This window comes from Mucilaginibacter sp. FW306-07-L (genome assembly GCF_058782065.1).
Window position 1 is genome coordinate 328945 of the sequence record NZ_JBYSXI010000002.1, and the last position, 19243, is coordinate 348187.

Consider the following 19243-nt stretch of genomic DNA (forward strand, 5'->3'; position numbering starts at 1 on the left):
ACTGTGAAGAAAATCATCAGGAAATATTTGCCGGTAATTGACCGGTATATCATTGGTAAATACTTAGGTACTTTTACGTTTACACTGATGATATTCATCGTTATTACGGTGGTGTTTGATATATCCGAGCACATTGATAACTTTCTTCAATCAGGCAGTTCGGTATATGAGATAGCGACGGATTATTACGGCGGTTTCATACCGTTTTATATGAATATGCTCTCGCCGCTGATCAACTTTTTAGCCGTAATTTTCTTTACGGCCAAGATGGCTAACCAAACGGAGATTGTACCGATACTAAGCAGCCGGGCCAGCTTTAACCGCTTTTTGCGGCCTTATTTTATATCGGCTACCATTGTGTTCATCGTATCACTTTATGCCAATGTGTACCTGATACCGTATACCAATAAACTCAAAATTACCTTTGAGAACGAGAATGGTTTTAACGGCAGCGGCGACCCTACACGCAGTGATGTACACATGCAGATAGATAAGAATACCTTTGTGTATCTGCAGAACTTTGACAAGACCATTAACACCGGCTATACATTCATTTTAGAGAAGTTTGACGGCGATAAGCTGCGCGAAAAACTGGTGGCCGACCGCATTGTTTACGACTCGTTAAAACGCAAATGGAGCATTATTAATCCCGATACGCGTTATGTTAATGGCCTGCACGAAACCAGGGTAAAAAACGGCGCGCAAAAGGATACCGTGCTGGACATGCACCCTACTGATTTCATCAAAATAGACAACGAGTATACAGCCATGCCGATGCATGAATTGAATGCCACCATTGATAAAGAAACACTACGAAGGCCCGAGGTTTTACCCTCTATTTACTACGAAAAATACCGCCGTTTTGTGTACCCGTTATCCACCTATGTGCTCACTTTAATAGGTGTGGCGCTGTCATCCCGCAAGGTGCGCGGGGGTATCGGCCTGCCTTTGGGGATAGGCATTTTTCTATGTTTCGCCTACATCGTGGTTGATAAATTCGCTACGGTTTTTGCCATTCAGGGTGGCGTTGCACCGCTTATTTCCGTGTTTATCCCGAACGCTTTATTTGGTATTTTAGGGTACTATTTACTGCTGAAAGCACCCAAGTAATCATGACCAGTAACGCCCCGGAAACGGCCCCGAAAAACGCTGTAAACCGCAACCTTTTAATACTGCATTTTACTGTTTTTATATGGGGATTTACGGGCATTCTTGGCGCGCTTATTTCGGTAGCAGCTATACCTTTGGTATGGTACCGGGTAGTTATCGCGGTAGCTTCATTGTTCCTTTATTTCAAATTCAACCGTACTGATTTTAGGGTGAGCCGGCAATCGTTTTTGTCACTCGTATTTACCGGTGCTTTAGTAGGCGGGCATTGGATATTGTTCTTCGCGGCCATCAAATTATCTACCGTTTCGGTTACGCTGGTATGCCTGTCATCCATCACTTTGTTCACTGCTGTGATAGAGCCTATGGTGAGTAAAAAGGCCATCTCAAAGCTCGAGATCATTGCCGGGCTGCTCATCATTACAGGCATATTTTTGATATTCAAGTTTGAATTTAATTACACTAAGGGCATTATAACCGCATTAGCGAGCGCGTTGCTTGCCAGCCTTTTTTCCATCATAAACTCTAAACAAGCACAAAAATTACAGGCCCCTGTGATTGCGTTTTACGAGCTGGGCGGCGCTGTTTTTTGGATTAGTTTATACCTTTTGTTTACCGGCGGCTTTAACCGGCACATGGCATTAAGCAGTGCCGATGCAGGCTATCTTTTACTCCTGGGCACGGTATGTACGTCCCTCGCCTATGTTGCCGGCGTGTCCGTAATGCGCGAGCTTTCTGCATTCAAGGTAGCACTCATCACTAACCTCGAGCCGGTCTACGGCATCATTATGGCGGCACTTTTTTTTGGTGATATGAAGAAAATGACACCCGGATTTTGGGCCGGTGCCATCATCATTTTGTCCACCATTTTTTTGTTTCCTGTAGCCCGGAAACAGATCGCTAAACGCCGCGCCAAACGCTAATTTCTTTGCCTCCTCCTATACTCCAACTCATCGGGTAGGGGATTTTCACGCCCCTTATTTAAGGCCATTTTAAAGCCTTTTAAGCCACTCTTAATTTTCATCACATTCCGGCACCTAAATTACTTTTGGCGCGTGCACAGCAAAAATTGAATTTCAAGATAGTGTATAGATTCCATTGTGCTATCTAACCATCTACAATGATTAATTAATCAACTTTATTGGAATTAAATTTTTAAAATTCACTTAAAGTATATTTCAATAATATCTTAAAATCAAGTACTTATTATAACTAATTAAAATCTAACTTCAACACGTACAATTTAAAATCAATATCAAAATACTAAATATATTAGTATTAATAAATCATGTAGTATTATATGTAAAATATAACAATGCTAATCAGTGTGTTATACGAACTTATTTAAACTATAAATTTTAGAAGTGTAAATTTAAGAAAGAGTAAGAATAGTGTATTGAACACTAAATTGAGGAATTGTCAAAAACGAGCACAGTAGTATAGCTTGTATACAGCCGCAAGGTTTTAGATGAAAAATTTCTCAGGAATATCACCGCTATTTTGATCTAATTTGTGAGACAGATCCCGTGGCAATCCTACTCCGCTATAGCATTATCTATTATAGAATAAATTGCAAACACCTTGCCAAATAGCCGTTCAATTTTTCAGCCGATCTGTTTGAGAAGATTATCATAGAGTTGTAACCATGCATCTCAAAAGAGTCTGATTTCAGACTGTCGATACAGCAATGCAAGAATCATTCGTTTTATAAAAACACATAAAATGCGGATATTGGTTATATACATAAACCAGGCATAACATGAGCATTAAAACTATCGTGGCGATCATCATCGCCGTACTACTTACCATTGTTATTATGCAAAACCGGGATGAGGTTCCCTTCACCATTTTATTCACTTCCATGTTCGCGTCAAAGCTCGTGGTAATGGCTTGCGTTGCCGTTGCCGCGTTTATTGTTGGCGTACTTGTTGGCAGGCCCAAAAAACAGCAATATGATATTGAGCAATATCATGACACCATGTATAACAAAAACAAAACCGATACACTAAGCGATGAAGATCGCGATTACATCAGCTAATTATCATGAACAAAAAGATCGCATTTATAGGCCTCGGAAATTTAGGTATCCCGATGGCAAAAAACCTGATAGTCGCCGGTTATCATTTACAGGTTTATAACCGTACGGCATCTAAAGCCGGTGAGCTGGAGCAGGCAGCCACAACCGTTTGCAGAACCCCGGCCGAGGCTGCTGAAGGAGTTGATTTTGTCATTACCATTTTGGCGGACGACGCGGTGTTGACCAAGATAGTAACCGGCACCGACGGCATTTTAAAGACCATGCAAAACGGCGCGCTGCACATCTCCATGAGCACTATTTCGCCGCAAACATCAGAGCATCTTTTGGCCATTCATAAAGAGGCCGGAACAAGCTATCTGGCCGCCCCTGTTTTTGGCCGGCCGGAGGCCGCCGCCGCGAAGAAATTATGGGTATGCGTTTCGGGCGAAATGGAGGCAAAAAAATCAGCCGAAAATATACTGAATGCCATGGGCCAGGGCATCATTGATTTTGGCGAAACCACGGGCGGTGCCAACGTGGTAAAACTGACCGGCAACTTCATGATCATGGCCGCGCTGGAAACAATGGCCGAGGCCTACACCCTGGCCGAAAAGAACGGGCTGGACCGCCAGCAGGTGGCCGACTTTTTTAGCTCCACGCTTTTTGCCTGCCCTATATTTCAGAACTACGGAAAATTCATCGCCGCTAAAAATTATGAGCCGGTAGCATTCAAGGCCAAACTGGGTTATAAGGATGCGAGGCTGGCCCTGGCATTAACGCAAAAAAGCGAAGTACCGGCACCGCTGGTATCGCTGGTAAATACGCGCCTGCTTACCCAGGTGGCCAAAGGCAAAGGCGACAGCAGCAACTGGATTGCGGCCTTTGGTGAGGGCGTGTCGGAAGATGCGGGGCTGTGACACAACCCCTCCCGCCCCTCCACTACCCCACCCAACCATCCCCAAGTGGGAGGGCTTTTTGTTCTGAATTTTAAAGCCCTCTCCGGATGGAGAGGGTTTGGGAGAGGTGATTTTGGGGAGGGTTTGGGTGGGGTCTTTATAGCTTAAAGATAAAATACCTGATTACTCTCCTCCAACGCGTGCAACTCCGGCACCTCCTCAAATATCCCAAAAACGGATGCCCCACTCCCGCTCATACTGGCGTATAATGCGCCGGCTTCGTACAAGCTTGCTTTTACGCCACGGATAACGGGGTGATTTTTAAATATCGACTCCTCAAAATCATTTTTGATATGCCGCCGCCATTGGGCTAAGGGCAATTGTACCAGCTCTTGTAATGATGCGTCTGAACGTTTTGGCCGCACACCGCGGTAGGCCTCTCCTGTTGATACGTGGGCGGGAGGCATCACCAAAACAATTTTATAGGCCGATAGATCGAGCTGAACGGGTTTAAATACGTCTCCCTTCTCGTGGGCGTATACCGGCTTGTTCTGGATAAAGAAAGCACAGTCGGCACCGAGCTGCCGGGCATAGCTTTCCATTTGCTCAATAGTTAAATTTAGGCCAAATTGCTGATCGAGCAATTTGATAAAAAAAGCGGCATCTGCCGAGCCCCCGCCGAGCCCCGCACCTATGGGGATATTTTTGTGCAAATGGATGCTGACCGGCGGCAGGTCGTAATCCTGTTTGATGAGATGGTAGCCCTTAACGCAAAGGTTATCCGCTACCCTGCCCGGGATGCCGATGCCAGATGCCTCAAACGTTAGTTCACCGGCTTCCACAATTTCCAGCGCGTCTTTTATCCCGATAGGGTAAAAAACAGTTTCGAGGTTGTGGTAACCATCGGGGCGGCGTTCGGTAATGTTGAGGCCAATGTTTATTTTTGCATTCGGAAAGTTGATCATAGAAAAAGATTAACAACGGCGGCATAGTTACTCACAACCGTAGGTTTCCAAAAATAGATTATTTTTATTTGCAGCAAACGCCATTACGGCCAACAACCCATAAAACGATGAAACAGTATTTAGACCTGATGCGCCATGTGATTGAGAACGGAACCCAGAAGCACGACCGCACAGGCACCGGCACCATCAGCGTTTTTGGCTACCAGATGCGTTTTAACCTGCAGGAGGGCTTCCCGATGGTGACCACCAAGAAGCTGCATCTGAAATCGATCATTCATGAGCTGATATGGTTTTTGCAGGGCGATACCAACATTAAATATTTAAAAGATAACGGCGTGCGCATATGGGATGAGTGGGCCGATGCCGACGGCAACCTGGGGCCGGTATACGGGCACCAGTGGCGCTCGTGGCCAACGCCGGATGGCGGGCATATTGACCAGATCAGCCAAGTTATCGATCAGATCAAGAAAAATCCTGATTCGCGCCGTATCATCGTTTCGGCATGGAATGTGGCCGAGGTAAACAAAATGGCGCTGCCGCCCTGCCATACCCTGTTCCAGTTTTATGTAGCCGATGGGAAACTATCGTGCCAGTTATACCAGCGCAGTGCCGATATATTTTTGGGCGTGCCGTTCAACATTGCGTCGTACGCGCTGCTTACCATGATGGTGGCTCAGGTGTGCGGCCTGCAACCCGGTGATTTCATTCACACCTTTGGCGATGCCCACATTTACAATAATCACCTGGAGCAGGTGAACCTGCAACTAAGCCGCGAACCCAGGCTGTTACCTACCATGCGTATAAATCCTGCTGTGACCAATATTTTTGATTTTAAATACGAAGATTTCACGCTGGAGAATTATGACCCGCATCCGCACATTAAAGGAGTAGTAGCGGTTTAATCAGTGGGCATTAGTCATTGGGCAATTGTCATTTAATTGTACAGGTTACGAACATTTAAAAAACATCTATATCAAATTATGAGTAACCGGATTGAGGATTTAGAGGTTCACCGTTTGGCGGAAGCCTTTGGCGACGAGATCTGGTTTGTAGTTGCCGGCTGGGAATATTTTGCTAAAGATACTATCGGCAAGCAGTTAGCAAGGTCGGCTGATTCTATAAGCGCAAATATTGCTGAAGGGTTTGGAAGGTATCACTACAAAGACAATAAAAATTTTTGTTATTACAGCCGAGGATCAATTATTGAAACAAAAGGCTGGCTAAATAAAGCACTAACGCGAAATTTGCTTAGAATCGACGCACATGCAACACTTATCGCCAAATTAGAACTCATACATATAAAACTTAACGCTTACATAAAAAACATTGGCATCAAATCATCGGGAAGTTAATGATTAATCATCATGCACTGACTAATGACCAATGACTAATGACTAATGACTAATGACCTCATGACCACATCCATCATAGTCGCTATAGCGCAAAATTATGCCATCGGCAAAAACAACCAGTTACTCTGGCATCTTCCTAATGATCTGAAACATTTTAAGAACACCACCAGCGGCCATACGGTTATTATGGGGCGTAAAACCTTTGATTCGGTAGGCAAGCCGCTGCCTAAACGCCGCAATATTGTTATCACCCGACAAAACATCAGCATTGAGGGCTGCGAGGTGGTAAATAACATCGCGGATGCTTTGGCTTTATGCGCCGGTGAGGATGAAGTGTTTATTGTTGGCGGGGCCGAAATTTACAAACAAGCCATGACGCTTACTGATAGGATATACCTCACCATTGTTCATCACGACTTTGATGGCGATACCTTTTTCCCGGAAATTGACTACAGTGACTGGAATGAAACCGCGCATACCGACTACGAGACAGACGAAAAACACGCCTATGCCTACTCCATTCTCACACTCGAAAAGCACTAACAACCCGCTATTTATTTTGTTTTAATTTAAAATTCCTCGCTGTAGAAATTTTATTAGATTTGCCGTCTTATTAAAAAAAGTTATAAAAGACTAAATTATAATATATTCAATAGTTATACTTCTTCACGATGCAAGGTAAAGGGATCATCAAATTTTTTGCAATAGTACTGGCTTTGCTCAGTTTCTATTATTTTTCGTTAACATGGGTTGTACAAAAGGTGGAGGGCGACGCCAAGGAATATGCCAAAGGCGATTCTGAAAAGGAAAAGGCTTATCTCGACTCGGTAGAGCAATTGCCGGTTTACCCTGTTTTAAACCACACTTATCAGTACTGCAAAAGCCACGAGCTTGCATTAGGCCTTGACCTTAAAGGCGGTATGAACGTTACCATGCAGGTATCGTTACGTGAACTGGTAAAAAAATTAGGCAACAACAATCCCGACCCTGCATTTAACCAGGCTTTAGGCAATGCCGAAAAAGCACAGGTTACCAGCCAGAAAGATTACATCACCCTTTTTGTTGAAGAATACGAAAAGCTTAACCCAAGCGGTAAACTGGCCACCATCTTCTCTACGCAAGACAATCAGGCCAACCTGAAATTCAACGCCAGCAACGATCAGGTAAAAACTTATTTGCAGGATCAGGCCAACGCGGCCGTTAAACAATCGTACACGGTATTAAATACCCGTATCGATCAGTTTGGCGTTGCGCAGCCTAACATCCAGTTACAACAAGGCACTAACCGCATTTTGATCGAACTGCCTGGGGTTAAAGATCCGGAGCGTGTACGCAAGCTGTTACAGGGTACCGCCAAACTGGAGTTCTATAAAACTTTTGATAACCAGGAAGTATACCCTATACTGGCCAATGTGGATAAGCTGCTTGGCGCGAAAAGCAAAAACGCTACCACTGCACCTGCCGATACTGCCAAAGCAGCCACTTCCGCTAAGGACACTGCCGCAAAAGGTGATGGCTCGTTATTAGGCAAGCTGGGTAAAGGTGCCGGTAAAGACAGCGCCGCTACTACCAACAAATTGAAACCTAATGCTAACCCATTACTTTCAGTACTTACTCCGGCTGTTTATCAAGGCCAGAACGGTATGCAGTTAATGCCCGGCCCTGCGGTTGGTATTGCCAAACTGCAGGATACCGCCAAGGTTAACGATATGCTGAGAAGCGCCGAAGCAAAAAGCGTAACGCCAAACAATATTAAATTTTTGTGGGATGTAAAACCACGTACGGATGCAAAAGAAAAAGCATTCACACTATACGCCATCAAATTATCAGGTGCCGAGAACGGCCCGGTATTAACCGGCGATGTGATTACAGATGCTAAGGCTGACGTTGACGAAAAAGGCCGCCCGGATGTGCAGATGATCATGAACTCAAATGGTGCCCAGGCATGGAAAAACATTACTGCAGAGGCTGCCCCGTCAAAAGCGGCTATCGCCATTGTGCTTGATGATAATGTATATTCTGCTCCTAACGTGCAAAACGAGATCTCAGGCGGTGTATCATCCATCTCAGGTAACTTTACTGCCGAGGATACTAAAGATTTAGCCAACGTGCTAAAAGCAGGCCGTTTGCCTGCCCCTGCCCGCATTGTTAACGATGCCGTTGTAGGCCCGTCATTAGGCCAGGAAGCGATCAGCTCCGGTTTATTGTCATGCGTACTGGGTTTTGTGGTAGTGCTGGTTTTCATGGTGGTTTATTACAACCGTGCAGGCAGTGTTGCCGTAGTTGCTGTGTTAATTAACGTAGTGTTCCTGATGGGTGTACTCATCAGCTTTGGCGCGGTGCTAACCCTGCCGGGTATCGCTGGTATCGTGCTGACACTGGGTATAGCGGTTGATGCCAACGTACTGGTTTACGAACGGGTACGTGAGGAGATGGCGCTGGGCAAATCATTAAAACAATCAATTGCTGATGGTTTTAAACACGCTTTATCATCAATTTTGGATGCTAACATCAGTACCTTCTTAACAGCGACAATCCTGCTTATCTTCGGTTCAGGCCCTATCAAAGGTTTCGCGAGCACGTTGATGATCGGTATCGTTACTTCGTTATTCTGTTCACTGCTTATTTCAAGGCTGATATTTGAGTGGATGCTTGAAAAAGGCTGGGACATTAAATTCTCACATGCCTGGAGCTCGCATACTTTTAAAAACGCCAACTACGCGTTTGTTAAAAACCGCTTCAAGTTTTATGCTTTCTCAGGCTTGTTCATCATTGCAGGTATCGTATCTATAGTTACACGTGGTTTTAACTATGGTGTGGATTTCCAGGGTGGCCATAACTACATTGTTCAGTTTCAGGATTCAAAAATTGATGCCGAACAAACCCGTGAGGCGGTTACCAAATACCTGGGCGTTGGTAAGGCTGAGGTAAAAACCTTTGGTGCCGATAAACTGAGCATCACTACCAATTACCTGCTTGAAGATAAATCAGAAGACGCGGATGCCAAGGTTGAAAGTGCTTTAAACAAAGGCTTAAAAGAGGTATCGCCAAACTATACTATTGTTGGCCGTACCAAGGTTGATCCAACCATCTCAAACGATTTAAAAACATCAGCCAGCTTAACCGTTGTATTCGCTATATTGGTTATCGCGGCTTATATATTGATCAGGTTTCGCAAATGGCAGTACAGCCTTGGCGCATTGGTGGCTACCGTGCACGATGCCTTGCTGGTAATGTCGTTCTTCTCGTTGTTTAAGGATGCCCTGCCATTCTCGCTGGATATTGACCAGGCTTTCATCGCGGCTATCCTGACCGTAATCGGTTATTCAATTAACGATACCGTGGTAGTGTTTGACCGTATCCGTGAATACCTTAAATTCCATAACAGCAAAGGTGAGAACACCGAAGTGGTTATCAACAACGCGATAAACAGCACGTTAAGCCGTACCATAATTACTTCGCTTACGGTACTGTTTGTATTGATCGTATTGTTTATCTTTGGCGGCGACGTAATCAGAGGGTTCTCTTTCGCCCTGCTTATCGGTATCACATTTGGTACATACTCGTCCATCTGTGTGGCAACACCGGTAATCATTGACTTTGGGAAAAAAGGTCTTAAATAAAAATAATTTTAAATTTAAGAAGCCCCAAAGAACATTTGGGGCTTTTTTGTTTTATACATACAGCAACTTTTAACATAAATATATACCCATAACACATGGATTTTGAAAATTCTAAGTTTCCATTAGTAGTAATTGTAGGCGGGGGCTTTGGCGGCATTGAGGTAGCCAAAAAGCTAAAGAACAAGCCGGTTAACGTATTAATGCTCGATAAAAATAACTACCATGGCTTTTGGCCCCTGCTTTACCAGGTTGCTATGGGTAGTTTGGAGTGCGAATCTATTGCATTCTCCATCCGTAAAAAATTCGACGATCAAAAAAACTTCCGCTTTCGTATTGCTGAGGTAAAATCAATTAATAAGGAAGCCAACTATGTTGAAACCAGCATTGGCGACATCAATTACGATTACCTGGTTATAGCTACCGGCTCAACCACCAACTTTTTTGGCAATAAGGATATTGAGCGTTATGCCATGCCGATGAAAACCATCCCGGAGGCGCTTAACATCCGTTACCTGATATTACAAAACCTGGAGGCGGCAGTATTGCAGCCATCAAAGGAAGCGCGTGAGCCTTACCTTAACTTTGTACTGGTTGGTGCAGGCCCAACTGGTGTGGAGCTTGCCGGATCGCTGGCCGAGATACGTAACCACATCCTGACCAAGGATTACCCGGAGCTGCGCAAAGAAGAAATGAAGGTTTACCTGGTTGACTTTTTGCCGAAGGTGTTAGGCCCAATGTCTGACGAGGCATCCAAAGCGGCTGAAAAAGCCTTACGCGGCATGGGTGTTGAACTGTTATTAGGCACCAAGGTTGAAAGCTACGATGGTGAGGTTATCAATTTTGAAGGCGGTAAAAGCATCAAAACCAAGAGTGTTATATGGTCTGCCGGGGTAATGGGCCAGGTGCCTGCCGGTATTGAAAAGGAAAATGTGGTACGCGGTAACCGTATTAAAACCAATGCCATAAGCCAAATTGAAGGCAGTACCAACATATTCGCCATTGGCGACGTTGCCGCCAGCATTACCGAGGCTACCCCTAACGGGCACCCGGGTGTTGCGCAGGTAGCTATGCAGCAAGGTGTGCGTGTAGCCGAAAACATCCTGAACATTATTGAAAATAAGCCAACCGAGCCATTTAAATATTTCGACAAAGGCTCAATGGCTACCATTGGCCGCAATAAGGCCGTTGCCGATATCGGCAAGATCAGAATGAGCGGATTTTTTGCCTGGATGACCTGGATGTTCATCCACCTGATCTCCTTAATGGGTGGGCGTAACCGTTGGGTGGTGTTTATTAACTGGGTTGCCAGCTACATCAGCTACAATGGCGGTAACAGGCTCATCATCCGTAAATTCATCAAAGAAAAAGCCGACGCGCAAAACAACGCCGTTACCAAGGCTGATCAATAGTAAAGTATGATAATAAAATCTTAAAGGGCTCTTGCGAAATAAAAAAGCCTTTTAAGATTTTATTACCTCCCTCCACTCAGGTAAATTTTTATTTAAACCTTCGTTTAAGCTACTTTCCAGTTTATTTATTATATTAACTTTAATCGCCGTATTCAAATTAGAATATATAGTTAATATTTGTCTTAAACAAGCTTTTGATTCATTTAATGATGCCTTTATCACATGAATCACAATATCTTCAAAAAATTCACTATTTGCAATTTCTGACACCTCATATTGTTGATTTGCAAAGTTTTCTAATTCATGCCTAAATAAACCATTGTAAAAATTTCTTGTAGCAAATTCTTTAATTAATATTTCGTCGTTAAGGGCTTTACCTGGGAAATGCTGTGCAATTAAAATTAGGACACTATCGCATTTAGAGTAATCCTTCGATTCGACCAGTTTACAAAAAGCTACCTTCAAATCGTTAAAATATTGTGGTTCTAAATCTTCGTGTGTTGCTATTTGATTGAATACATTCGAAATATCTCTCGGGTTTCGTTCTAATCGTTTAAAGATGTATTTAATTTCCTCTGCTATAATTTCTTTATATAGTTGTGACACATTATTATCGATAAGATATTTTGTATGGTTAACGCTTTCCTTTAAAATTATAACTTCGCTTTTAATCGTTTTGGCCTCATCTAATACACTTTGAGTACCCAATAAAGCCGTCTGGACTTTATTTGAGACATGAGTTATATATACACCAGCACCCAATACGATAAGTGATATTACTATTGTGCTAATTGCTAAATAATTAGATGAAGATGCGAGTTGATTTGCAATAGAACTATTCGCTACTTCAACGATCGATCTGGTAACTTCTTGTTCCCCTTGCAAAGTTTTGATTTTTTCATTCAATATACCAATGCTGTCTATTTTTGCTTTTGCATCGGCAAGACTTATTGAAAACAATAGAAAAAGTGCGATAAAGAGAGGCTTCATTAATTAGACTTTTAAAGCCTTGAATATAACAACTATTTAGTAATATTCAACACCTGCCCTATCCAATCACTATCTGTATTAAGGTACTTATCGGGCTTAATGCCTACATCCTCGTATTGCAGGTAGTCGCCATCATCCCGCATGTCGGTAAGGTATAATTTGTATTTACCGCTGGGCAGGGTTTCTGTTTTGCCGTAATTGCTGCCATAGGTTATCATTCCTTTTGTATCAGCGCCTAAGACGGTAATATTTTTTCGGCCTTTTAACTTTACGGTGAACTGCTCTGCATTACTGACCGTAGCATAATTAACAAGCACATACACCTTTCCTTTTTTGCTGTGATTGATCGCCATATCAAGGTACTTTTTAGACGATTTCCATCCGCCGCCACCGTTATTACGCAGGTCGATGATCAGGTTAGTAGCATTAACCAGCGTTTTAACACTATCGTAAAAGCGCTGCGACTCGGCTAAGGATTTATCGCTGCTCGAAAAACTCCCTAAACGCAGATACTGGACCTGAGCGTCAATATTTTTAAGCTGATAGTTGGATGTACCGGCGGGTATACTTGTATAATCTGTCTCGCCCGGAAACTTGGTCCACACATAATACAGGTTGAGGTTATTGCCAACATGCTTTATACGGTGATTGTATTCGAATATCTTATATACCGGGTTAACACATACCCCTTCAAAATTACCGGGAGATACTTCTTTAATGCTGGCCGCCAACTGCCCCCGCTGCCAAACGGGTTGCTTGGCCGACAGCACTACAGCTACCAGGCTATCATGCTTACCGGTGCGATAGATCACTGCTTTTAAAAAATCACCCAGGTAGTAAATTCCCTCAACATCATTACGGGGCTTGCCGGTCAATGCCTTTTCTAATGAATCTATATCCACATTAGTTTTAGGGAAGAATTTAAACTCGTTTGAATTTAGGTAAGTACTTACGTAAGCTCTATCAGCTATTTTCGACTGATCCACTTTGGTATCGCTCCACTGGTAAAAACCTAAATGATTATCCTTTAACGCCTGTACAAGCCGTGTGAGCAAATAAAATTCATTGAGCGATGATGTGGGCTGCTGCGCACGTAACGACTGATAAAGCGCTTCGTATCGTTTTTTGTTTTCGCCTTTAATCTGATCCTTATAGGAGGGCGTGGTTTTGAGGGCTGAGTATACCGCATCCAGATCAGCCCGGTAGGTTGATACCGTTTGTGCCGACGCGCTGTAAGCGCACAGCAAAGCCAATAAAATTGGGTAAAGGTTTTTCATAACGGTATTGACTGTAAGGCAGCCAAATGGATTAACGGGAGCAGCAATTACCTGCTGCCCTTAAATACCATTTTATAATGCTGAATGCCGGCTTCCTCAAACTCAGGCCCCTCAGCCACAAAGCCGAATTTACTGTATAAACCCACGGCCTGCACCTGCGCGTTCAGGTAAATATAGGCGGCATCTGCAGGCAGATCATCTAATACGGTTTGTACCACGGCCTGCGCCACACCTTTGCCCCGGTATTGCTTTAGCACGGCAAAGCGTTCCAACTTATAGCCATTCTCGGTTTTGCGCCAGCGCGCGGCACCGGCAGGTTCACCGTTAACGGTCGCCAAAAAATGTGTCGACTCCTCCTCATGCTCCCATTCCAATTCGGGTGGGCAATTTTGCTCGCCTACAAACACCTCACGCCTGATGGCAAACACCTTTTCCAGATCAGCAGGAGCGTCCACTTTATTTACTTTTATATCGATACTATCCATTTTTTAACAAAAATACACATTATAGTTTACCGGTAAAGGCATCCATTATTTTCATCAGCGTAACCGCTTCCTCAATAGCACAAGGGTTTGGCACTTCATCATTAAAATACCGCACAATATCCTCTATCATGGGTTGCTGTATATGCTCGGGGTGTACAAATTCCTCCGTATTATGCTGCCTGTCGCTATGCCACTTAATATAGTTGCCAAAGCAGGCGAAGGTAATGCGCCCGCGGGTACCTACGATCTCAATACTATCTATTTGCTCCTCATCGCCCACATTAAAACACCAGGAGCCGTTGAACACGATGTTATTTTTAAACAGGATGGTACCGCATACATGATCGTCGGCCGGTGTAGTGGCGGCCTGGTTAAGCGAGTAACCCGTATACTTTTTAGGCTCGCCAAAGTAATATAACATCAAATCCAACTGGTGTGGTGCCAGGTCATGAAAATATCCCCCGCCCGAAAGCTCCGGGTTAACCCGCCAGTTATCGGCCACCTGGGCTACCAGCGCCGGTTTGCGGCTTTGCCACATACGCAACTGTACGGTTCGCACTTCGCCAACCACGCCTTCATCCAGTAATTGTTTTATGCGTAAAAATAAGGGTACCCGGCGGCGGTAATGGGCTACAACCAGTTTTTTATCAGCCGCCTTTGCAGCCGCAGCCATTGCCTCCGCCTCGGCAGCGTTAAGGGTAACAGGCTTTTCCACATACACATTATAGCCTTTTTTAAGCGCCTTAAGCGCGTAAGGCAAATGTGATGCCGGCGGCGTAGCAATATAAACCGCGTTGATCTCCGTATCGTCTAAAAGCTCATCTGCATCGCTGTACCATTTGGGCACCCCATGCCTGCGCGCGTAATCCTCCGCCTTGGCCGCATCACGGCGCATAACGGCCGCCAAACGGCTGCCAGGTACCTTGTTAAACGCCGGACCGCTCTTTTTCTCCGTAACATCGCCGCAGCCTATTATACCCCAAACTATGGTTTCCATATACTCAAATATAGTTGTTGTGCTATAGTTATAGCCGCAAATGCATTAATCTTTTTCGGCCTCCAGCACTTCTTTAGCTTTAGCCAGCTTGGCACGTTCTGCATCAGGCAACGCCGGGTACTGCAGGTTCAACTTGTCAAGCGTTTCAAGCACTATAGTTGATATGGCGATGCGCGTAAACCACTTTTTATCAGCAGGCAGTACATACCAGGGGCAATCATTGGTAGCAGTTTCGGCAATGGCCTTCTCATAAGCCTTCATGTAATCGTCCCAGCGCTCGCGCTCGTAAATATCACCGTAAGCAAATTTCCAGTTCTTATCCGGCTCGTTTATGCGTTTTAAAAACCGCTCCTTCTGTTCATTTTTTGATAGATGCAGAAAAAATTTGACCACCACCGTACCGTTGGCCGTTAAGTGTTTTTCAAAATGACGGATGCTTTGGTAACGCTGCTTCCAAAAATCATCGTTAATATCCTTTACGCTGTTTATACCGGGTAGTTTTTCATTCAGTATATACTCCGGGTGAACTTTTGATACCAGCACATTTTCGTAATGCGATCGGTTATGTATACCAATGCGGCCGCGCTCGGGCAGGGCCTTGTAATGCCGCCACAGGTAATCATGGTCCAGTTCTTCAGCGCTGGGCTGTTTAAAGCTGTATACCTGGCAACCCTGCGGGTTAAGGCCCGACATGGTATGCGCTATGGCACTATCCTTCCCCGCCGCGTCCATCGCCTGGAAAATGATCAGTAATGACCGGCTGTTAGCTGCGTATAATTCGGTTTGCTTGCGCGATGTTTGCTCTATAAGATCTTTTAACACGGCTTCGGCATCGGCCTTTACATAATCGCCGGTAAAATCTGTTTGGTAATCATCCAGCGAAAATTTACCGTCGCCGGTCACCCTAAAAAGTTCAGCTAATTTTTTCATATATGGTATTTGCGTTTATATAATGACGGTTTTGTACATAAGGTTTTAAATTTTGTTGCACAACAACCATTTACGATTACCGCAATTAATTAATTTTGCTTCAAAAAAATTTTGTATTCAAAGGACGAGGCATCACAAATAAAGCAGGCATTCTGGACGGCATTTGGGCAATACATCGCTCCGCAGCTATCAGCCGATGGACTGAAGATCAACTGGATCAATTATAAAACCGGCATCAAACATTTATTTTTTAAGATGGATACCGATAACCGGTCGGCTACGATCATGATCGAGTTCGCCCACCCGGACGCGGACATCCGGGAGTTGTTTTATGAACAAATGCTGACCTTGAAACGCCTGTTTACCGAACAAATGCAGGAAGAATGGAACTGGCAGCCAAACCACACCGACCACTATGGAAAACAGACCACCCGCATCAGCACAACCATCAAAGCAAGTATTTTTAACAAGGCTGACTGGCCCGCGCTGATATCCTTTTTTAAACCCCACATCATCGCACTCGATGAATTTTGGAGTACCGCGCAGTATAGCTTTGAATTATTTAAGTAAGTACTTACGTAATTAAATACGTAAATACTTACCAAATGATCGCTTGTTATTTTTTAGCGTTCAGTTCGTCCATCAGCGCATAACGTTTAGCAGTGTTATTCGGCTGGGCTTTAGCCTCATCAGATAGCACCTGCACATTTGGTTTACCGCTTTTCACCTCGTTCCATACCGGCAGGCCTTTGCCGTTGGGGTTGCCGATTTTAATAAAGTTAGCGAAGTAATCCTGTGTTATTTGCGATGCCTTGTAGTCGGCAGGTGTCCATTTAAAAATGGTTACAAGCGGAAGGTTACCCAGCGAATATTCAATATCCGAAGCATGGGGCGCACCGATCAGCACCTGAGAATTATCAGGACGTTTTTGGGCGAACAGGTAACGGTAAATATTCTTTTTACTTGATTTGCTGTGCATGTCAACCAATTTCCAGGTACTGTAGGCGATAAACCTGTCTGATGCCAGTTGGGTAGCGGCCTGTTTTACCTCATCATCTGTACCGGCAGGGTAAGCCTCCAGTACCCTGACGGCATCATTTGGATAAAGGGCCTGCACCGCATCCTTATAATTGGCCGGTGTCGGCTCACGATTGCCCAATACGCCCTGGTAACCTACTTCGGCGGATGTCCACCCGGCAAGTAACGGCACATTCATTTGTTTACCGGCGGCAAAGGTAGCCTCAGGTTTTTCGGTTAAAAAGTAGCCATCTATAATATGCGCAAAGCGTGCGTTGCCCGATAACTCAAGCAGTTTATCGGAAGGTATTTTACGTAAGTCGGCCAATGTAGCGGCACCGGCGTTGGTAGCGAACTTTACGCCCATTTGCTCGGCCTGTTCACGCGGTGTTGGGGTAAGGTTGCCCAATATAGCCCCGCTTTGACAGATTGCGCCATTAAATAAGCCTTTGGATAGTGGCGATGCCATTTGCGCGCTCACCGACATGGAGCCCGCCGACTCGCCCGCAATGGTAACCTTTGACGGATCGCCGCCGAAAGCAGCGATATTCTTTTTAACCCACTCCAAAGCGGCATGCTGATCCAGCAAACCATAGTTACCTGAAGCGTGGTTAGGTGATTCGGCCGTTAGTTCAGGGTGTACCATAAACCCGAATACACCTAAGCGGTAATTCACTGTAATGCTCACTATGCCTTTTTTGGCCATGCTCTCACCGTCGTAACGCAGTTCGGAGCCATCGCCCGCCATAAAGCCGCCGCCGTAGAAGTAAACCAGCACGGGCAGTTTTTCATTGCCTTTTTTAGCGGGAGTCCATACGTTGAGGTACAGGCAATCTTCACTTTTACCATCACTGCGAAAAACCATATCGCTGAATATGAAACGCTGCATAGCCTGCGGACCAAATTTATCGGCCTTGCGTACGCCTGTCCAGTTCTTGGGAGCTTGCGGTGCTTTCCAGCGCAGATCGCCAACCGGGGGCTGGGCGAAAGGGATGCCTTTATAGGAGCGTATACCGCTGGCCTCAGTAACGCCTTCAAGCAATCCGTTAGCGGTTTTTACCTGCGGATTTTGAGCAAATACAGGCACCATGCCGATCATCAGCAGGAAAAGAAATATGTTTTTCATAAGGAGATTATAATTGATATACAATGCTATGCATTATACGCAAGAACTGCAAACTCAACCGTGTAACCTTTTTACGACTGCACGATCCCCGGATCCATATTTACCGGCGGGAAGCCCCCTACCCGGCCAAAATGGCGTTCATGCTCAATACCTGCCTCGGGGCCAAACGGGTGCCCGCCAAAGCCGTTACGCATCATGGCAATGGCTCGCGGCGCGATGTTGGCCGCATCGCGCGAAGCGATCAATTGCATTACCGATTGGGCTATTACCGGTATGGCTACTTCCATGCTCATGGCATCGCTCACCAGCCAGTTTACCTCGCCGGTATCTTCCACATAAGATGGTACGTTGTAGCCTTCCTTTTCATCATATAACTGCTTCATCAGCTCTACCAGCCACGAGCGTACTACCGAGCCGTGGTTCCAGGTGTGCAGTATATCGCTCACATCCAGTTTTTCACGATAACCTTCCAGCAGAGCCATGCCTTCGCCTATGGCTTGCAGCATACCAAATTCAATGCCGTTATGCACCAGTTTTACAAAATGTCCCGAGCCGGAGTTGCCGGTGTACGAATAACCGTGCGGCACGGCCAGGTCGCGCAGCAAGCCTTCTATTTGCCCAACGGCATCCTTATCGCCGCCTACCATAAAGCAGGCACCGTTACGCGCGCCGTTTATGCCGCCGCTGGTACCGCAGTCTATCAGGTGCAAGCCTTCTTCTTTCAGTTTTTCGGCACGGCGGATGCTGTCGCCCCAGTAAGAGTTACCACCATCTATGATGATATCACCTTCCTCAAGCAAAGGTTTCAGCTCGGTGATCACGCTATCAATTGCCCGGCCGGCGGGTATGTAAATAAATATTTTTCGTGGGCGATCTAACCCGGCGACAAGGGTAGCCAGTTCGTCAACTATCTGCAGATTTTCCTGTTCGGGGATGATGGGTACAAACTTATCGTAACCCAGTATATGGTAGCCTTTTTCGGCCGCCTGTAAAGCCAGGTTAGCGCCCATCTTACCTAAACCTATAATTCCGTATTTATTATTTTCCATATT

Annotated in this window: 18 protein-coding genes; 10 read left to right on the forward strand and 8 right to left on the reverse strand. The window is 45.0% G+C overall.

Going from position 1 to position 19243, the window contains the following annotated elements:
- Positions 1–3: 3 nt before the first annotated feature.
- From AC3WJC_RS11580 to AC3WJC_RS11595, 4 genes are all read left to right on the forward strand, one after another.
- Positions 4–1110, forward strand: coding sequence for an LptF/LptG family permease (locus tag AC3WJC_RS11580; RefSeq protein ID WP_492399268.1), 1107 nt, complete (start codon positions 4–6; stop codon positions 1108–1110).
- A 2-nt stretch (positions 1111–1112) separates the two neighbouring features.
- Positions 1113–2030, forward strand: a complete 918-nt coding sequence (locus tag AC3WJC_RS11585) for a DMT family transporter (RefSeq protein ID WP_492399269.1) — start codon at positions 1113–1115, stop codon at positions 2028–2030.
- An 836-nt stretch (positions 2031–2866) separates the two neighbouring features.
- Positions 2867–3145 (forward strand): hypothetical protein, encoded by a 279-nt coding sequence (locus AC3WJC_RS11590; protein ID WP_492399270.1) that lies wholly within the window; start codon positions 2867–2869, stop codon positions 3143–3145.
- Positions 3146–3150: 5 nt separating this feature from the next.
- Complete coding sequence (locus tag AC3WJC_RS11595; protein ID WP_492399271.1) at positions 3151–4041, forward strand: NAD(P)-dependent oxidoreductase; 891 nt, start codon at positions 3151–3153, stop codon at positions 4039–4041.
- Positions 4042–4184: 143 nt separating this feature from the next.
- Here AC3WJC_RS11595 and ispE read toward each other — a convergent pair whose 3' ends face one another.
- Entirely contained in the window at positions 4185–4985 is an 801-nt protein-coding gene (gene ispE, locus AC3WJC_RS11600; protein ID WP_492399272.1) for a 4-(cytidine 5'-diphospho)-2-C-methyl-D-erythritol kinase, read from the reverse strand.
- A gap of 107 nt (positions 4986–5092) precedes the next feature.
- Here ispE and AC3WJC_RS11605 point away from each other — a divergent pair, with 107 nt between their 5' ends.
- From AC3WJC_RS11605 to AC3WJC_RS11625, 5 genes are all read left to right on the forward strand, one after another.
- Positions 5093–5887, forward strand: a complete 795-nt coding sequence (locus AC3WJC_RS11605; RefSeq protein ID WP_492399273.1) for a thymidylate synthase — start codon at positions 5093–5095, stop codon at positions 5885–5887.
- A gap of 78 nt (positions 5888–5965) precedes the next feature.
- Entirely contained in the window at positions 5966–6337 is a 372-nt protein-coding gene (locus AC3WJC_RS11610; RefSeq protein ID WP_492399274.1) for a four helix bundle protein, read from the forward strand.
- Positions 6338–6382: 45 nt separating this feature from the next.
- Positions 6383–6880 carry a dihydrofolate reductase gene (locus tag AC3WJC_RS11615; RefSeq protein WP_492399275.1) on the forward strand — a complete coding sequence of 166 codons (498 nt, stop codon included), beginning with the start codon at positions 6383–6385 and terminating at the stop codon, positions 6878–6880.
- A gap of 128 nt (positions 6881–7008) precedes the next feature.
- Entirely contained in the window at positions 7009–9960 is a 2952-nt protein-coding gene (gene secDF / locus AC3WJC_RS11620; RefSeq protein WP_492399276.1) for a protein translocase subunit SecDF, read from the forward strand.
- Positions 9961–10055: 95 nt separating this feature from the next.
- Entirely contained in the window at positions 10056–11369 is a 1314-nt protein-coding gene (locus AC3WJC_RS11625) for an NAD(P)/FAD-dependent oxidoreductase (protein ID WP_492399277.1), read from the forward strand.
- 51 nt (positions 11370–11420) lie between these two features.
- Here the strand turns inward: AC3WJC_RS11625 and AC3WJC_RS11630 are convergent, their stop codons facing one another.
- From AC3WJC_RS11630 to AC3WJC_RS11650, 5 genes are read right to left on the reverse strand one after another with little or no spacing between them, the layout of a single operon-like run.
- A complete protein-coding gene (locus tag AC3WJC_RS11630; protein ID WP_492399278.1) occupies positions 11421–12359 on the reverse strand; it encodes a hypothetical protein in 939 nt (312 codons plus the stop codon).
- A 32-nt stretch (positions 12360–12391) separates the two neighbouring features.
- The gene (locus AC3WJC_RS11635) at positions 12392–13636 is read right to left on the reverse strand and encodes a S41 family peptidase (RefSeq protein WP_492399279.1); all 1245 of its coding nucleotides are present in this window, start codon (positions 13634–13636) and stop codon (positions 12392–12394) included.
- Positions 13637–13683: 47 nt separating this feature from the next.
- A complete protein-coding gene (locus AC3WJC_RS11640) occupies positions 13684–14121 on the reverse strand; it encodes a GNAT family N-acetyltransferase (RefSeq protein ID WP_492399280.1) in 438 nt (145 codons plus the stop codon).
- Positions 14122–14140: 19 nt separating this feature from the next.
- Positions 14141–15118 (reverse strand): Gfo/Idh/MocA family protein, encoded by a 978-nt coding sequence (locus AC3WJC_RS11645; RefSeq protein ID WP_492399281.1) that lies wholly within the window; start codon positions 15116–15118, stop codon positions 14141–14143.
- 45 nt (positions 15119–15163) lie between these two features.
- Entirely contained in the window at positions 15164–16048 is an 885-nt protein-coding gene (locus AC3WJC_RS11650) for a polyphosphate kinase 2 family protein (RefSeq protein WP_492399282.1), read from the reverse strand.
- A 111-nt stretch (positions 16049–16159) separates the two neighbouring features.
- Here AC3WJC_RS11650 and AC3WJC_RS11655 point away from each other — a divergent pair, with 111 nt between their 5' ends.
- Positions 16160–16618: a DUF4268 domain-containing protein gene (locus AC3WJC_RS11655; RefSeq protein ID WP_492399283.1), complete on the forward strand. Its 459-nt coding sequence runs from the start codon at positions 16160–16162 to the stop codon at positions 16616–16618.
- Between the two features lie 46 nt (positions 16619–16664).
- On the opposite strand, the gene AC3WJC_RS11660 is transcribed toward AC3WJC_RS11655, so the two are convergent.
- Together AC3WJC_RS11660 and gnd are read right to left on the reverse strand one after the other, a co-directional pair.
- Positions 16665–18191: a carboxylesterase/lipase family protein gene (locus tag AC3WJC_RS11660; protein ID WP_492399284.1), complete on the reverse strand. Its 1527-nt coding sequence runs from the start codon at positions 18189–18191 to the stop codon at positions 16665–16667.
- A 71-nt stretch (positions 18192–18262) separates the two neighbouring features.
- Entirely contained in the window at positions 18263–19240 is a 978-nt protein-coding gene (gene gnd, locus AC3WJC_RS11665; RefSeq protein WP_492399285.1) for a phosphogluconate dehydrogenase (NAD(+)-dependent, decarboxylating), read from the reverse strand.
- Between the last annotated feature and the right edge of the window lie 3 nt (positions 19241–19243).

Excerpts from the sequence above, each read along its gene's own strand:
- AC3WJC_RS11625 (WP_492399277.1), top strand. The coding sequence starts at position 10,056 with ATGGATTTTGAAAATTCTAAGTTTCCATTAGTAGTAATTGTAGGCGGG.
- AC3WJC_RS11615 (WP_492399275.1), top strand. The coding sequence starts at position 6,383 with ATGACTAATGACCTCATGACCACATCCATCATAGTCGCTATAGCGCAA.
- ispE (WP_492399272.1), bottom strand. The coding sequence starts at position 4,985 with ATGATCAACTTTCCGAATGCAAAAATAAACATTGGCCTCAACATTACC.
- AC3WJC_RS11610 (WP_492399274.1), top strand. The coding sequence starts at position 5,966 with ATGAGTAACCGGATTGAGGATTTAGAGGTTCACCGTTTGGCGGAAGCC.
- AC3WJC_RS11605 (WP_492399273.1), top strand. The coding sequence starts at position 5,093 with ATGAAACAGTATTTAGACCTGATGCGCCATGTGATTGAGAACGGAACC.
- AC3WJC_RS11585 (WP_492399269.1), top strand. The coding sequence starts at position 1,113 with ATGACCAGTAACGCCCCGGAAACGGCCCCGAAAAACGCTGTAAACCGC.
- AC3WJC_RS11645 (WP_492399281.1), bottom strand. The coding sequence starts at position 15,118 with ATGGAAACCATAGTTTGGGGTATAATAGGCTGCGGCGATGTTACGGAG.
- AC3WJC_RS11635 (WP_492399279.1), bottom strand. The coding sequence starts at position 13,636 with ATGAAAAACCTTTACCCAATTTTATTGGCTTTGCTGTGCGCTTACAGC.
- secDF (WP_492399276.1), top strand. The coding sequence starts at position 7,009 with ATGCAAGGTAAAGGGATCATCAAATTTTTTGCAATAGTACTGGCTTTG.
- AC3WJC_RS11650 (WP_492399282.1), bottom strand. The coding sequence starts at position 16,048 with ATGAAAAAATTAGCTGAACTTTTTAGGGTGACCGGCGACGGTAAATTT.
- AC3WJC_RS11595 (WP_492399271.1), top strand. The coding sequence starts at position 3,151 with ATGAACAAAAAGATCGCATTTATAGGCCTCGGAAATTTAGGTATCCCG.
- AC3WJC_RS11630 (WP_492399278.1), bottom strand. The coding sequence starts at position 12,359 with ATGAAGCCTCTCTTTATCGCACTTTTTCTATTGTTTTCAATAAGTCTT.
- AC3WJC_RS11590 (WP_492399270.1), top strand. The coding sequence starts at position 2,867 with ATGAGCATTAAAACTATCGTGGCGATCATCATCGCCGTACTACTTACC.
- AC3WJC_RS11640 (WP_492399280.1), bottom strand. The coding sequence starts at position 14,121 with ATGGATAGTATCGATATAAAAGTAAATAAAGTGGACGCTCCTGCTGAT.
- AC3WJC_RS11660 (WP_492399284.1), bottom strand. The coding sequence starts at position 18,191 with ATGAAAAACATATTTCTTTTCCTGCTGATGATCGGCATGGTGCCTGTA.
- gnd (WP_492399285.1), bottom strand. The coding sequence starts at position 19,240 with ATGGAAAATAATAAATACGGAATTATAGGTTTAGGTAAGATGGGCGCT.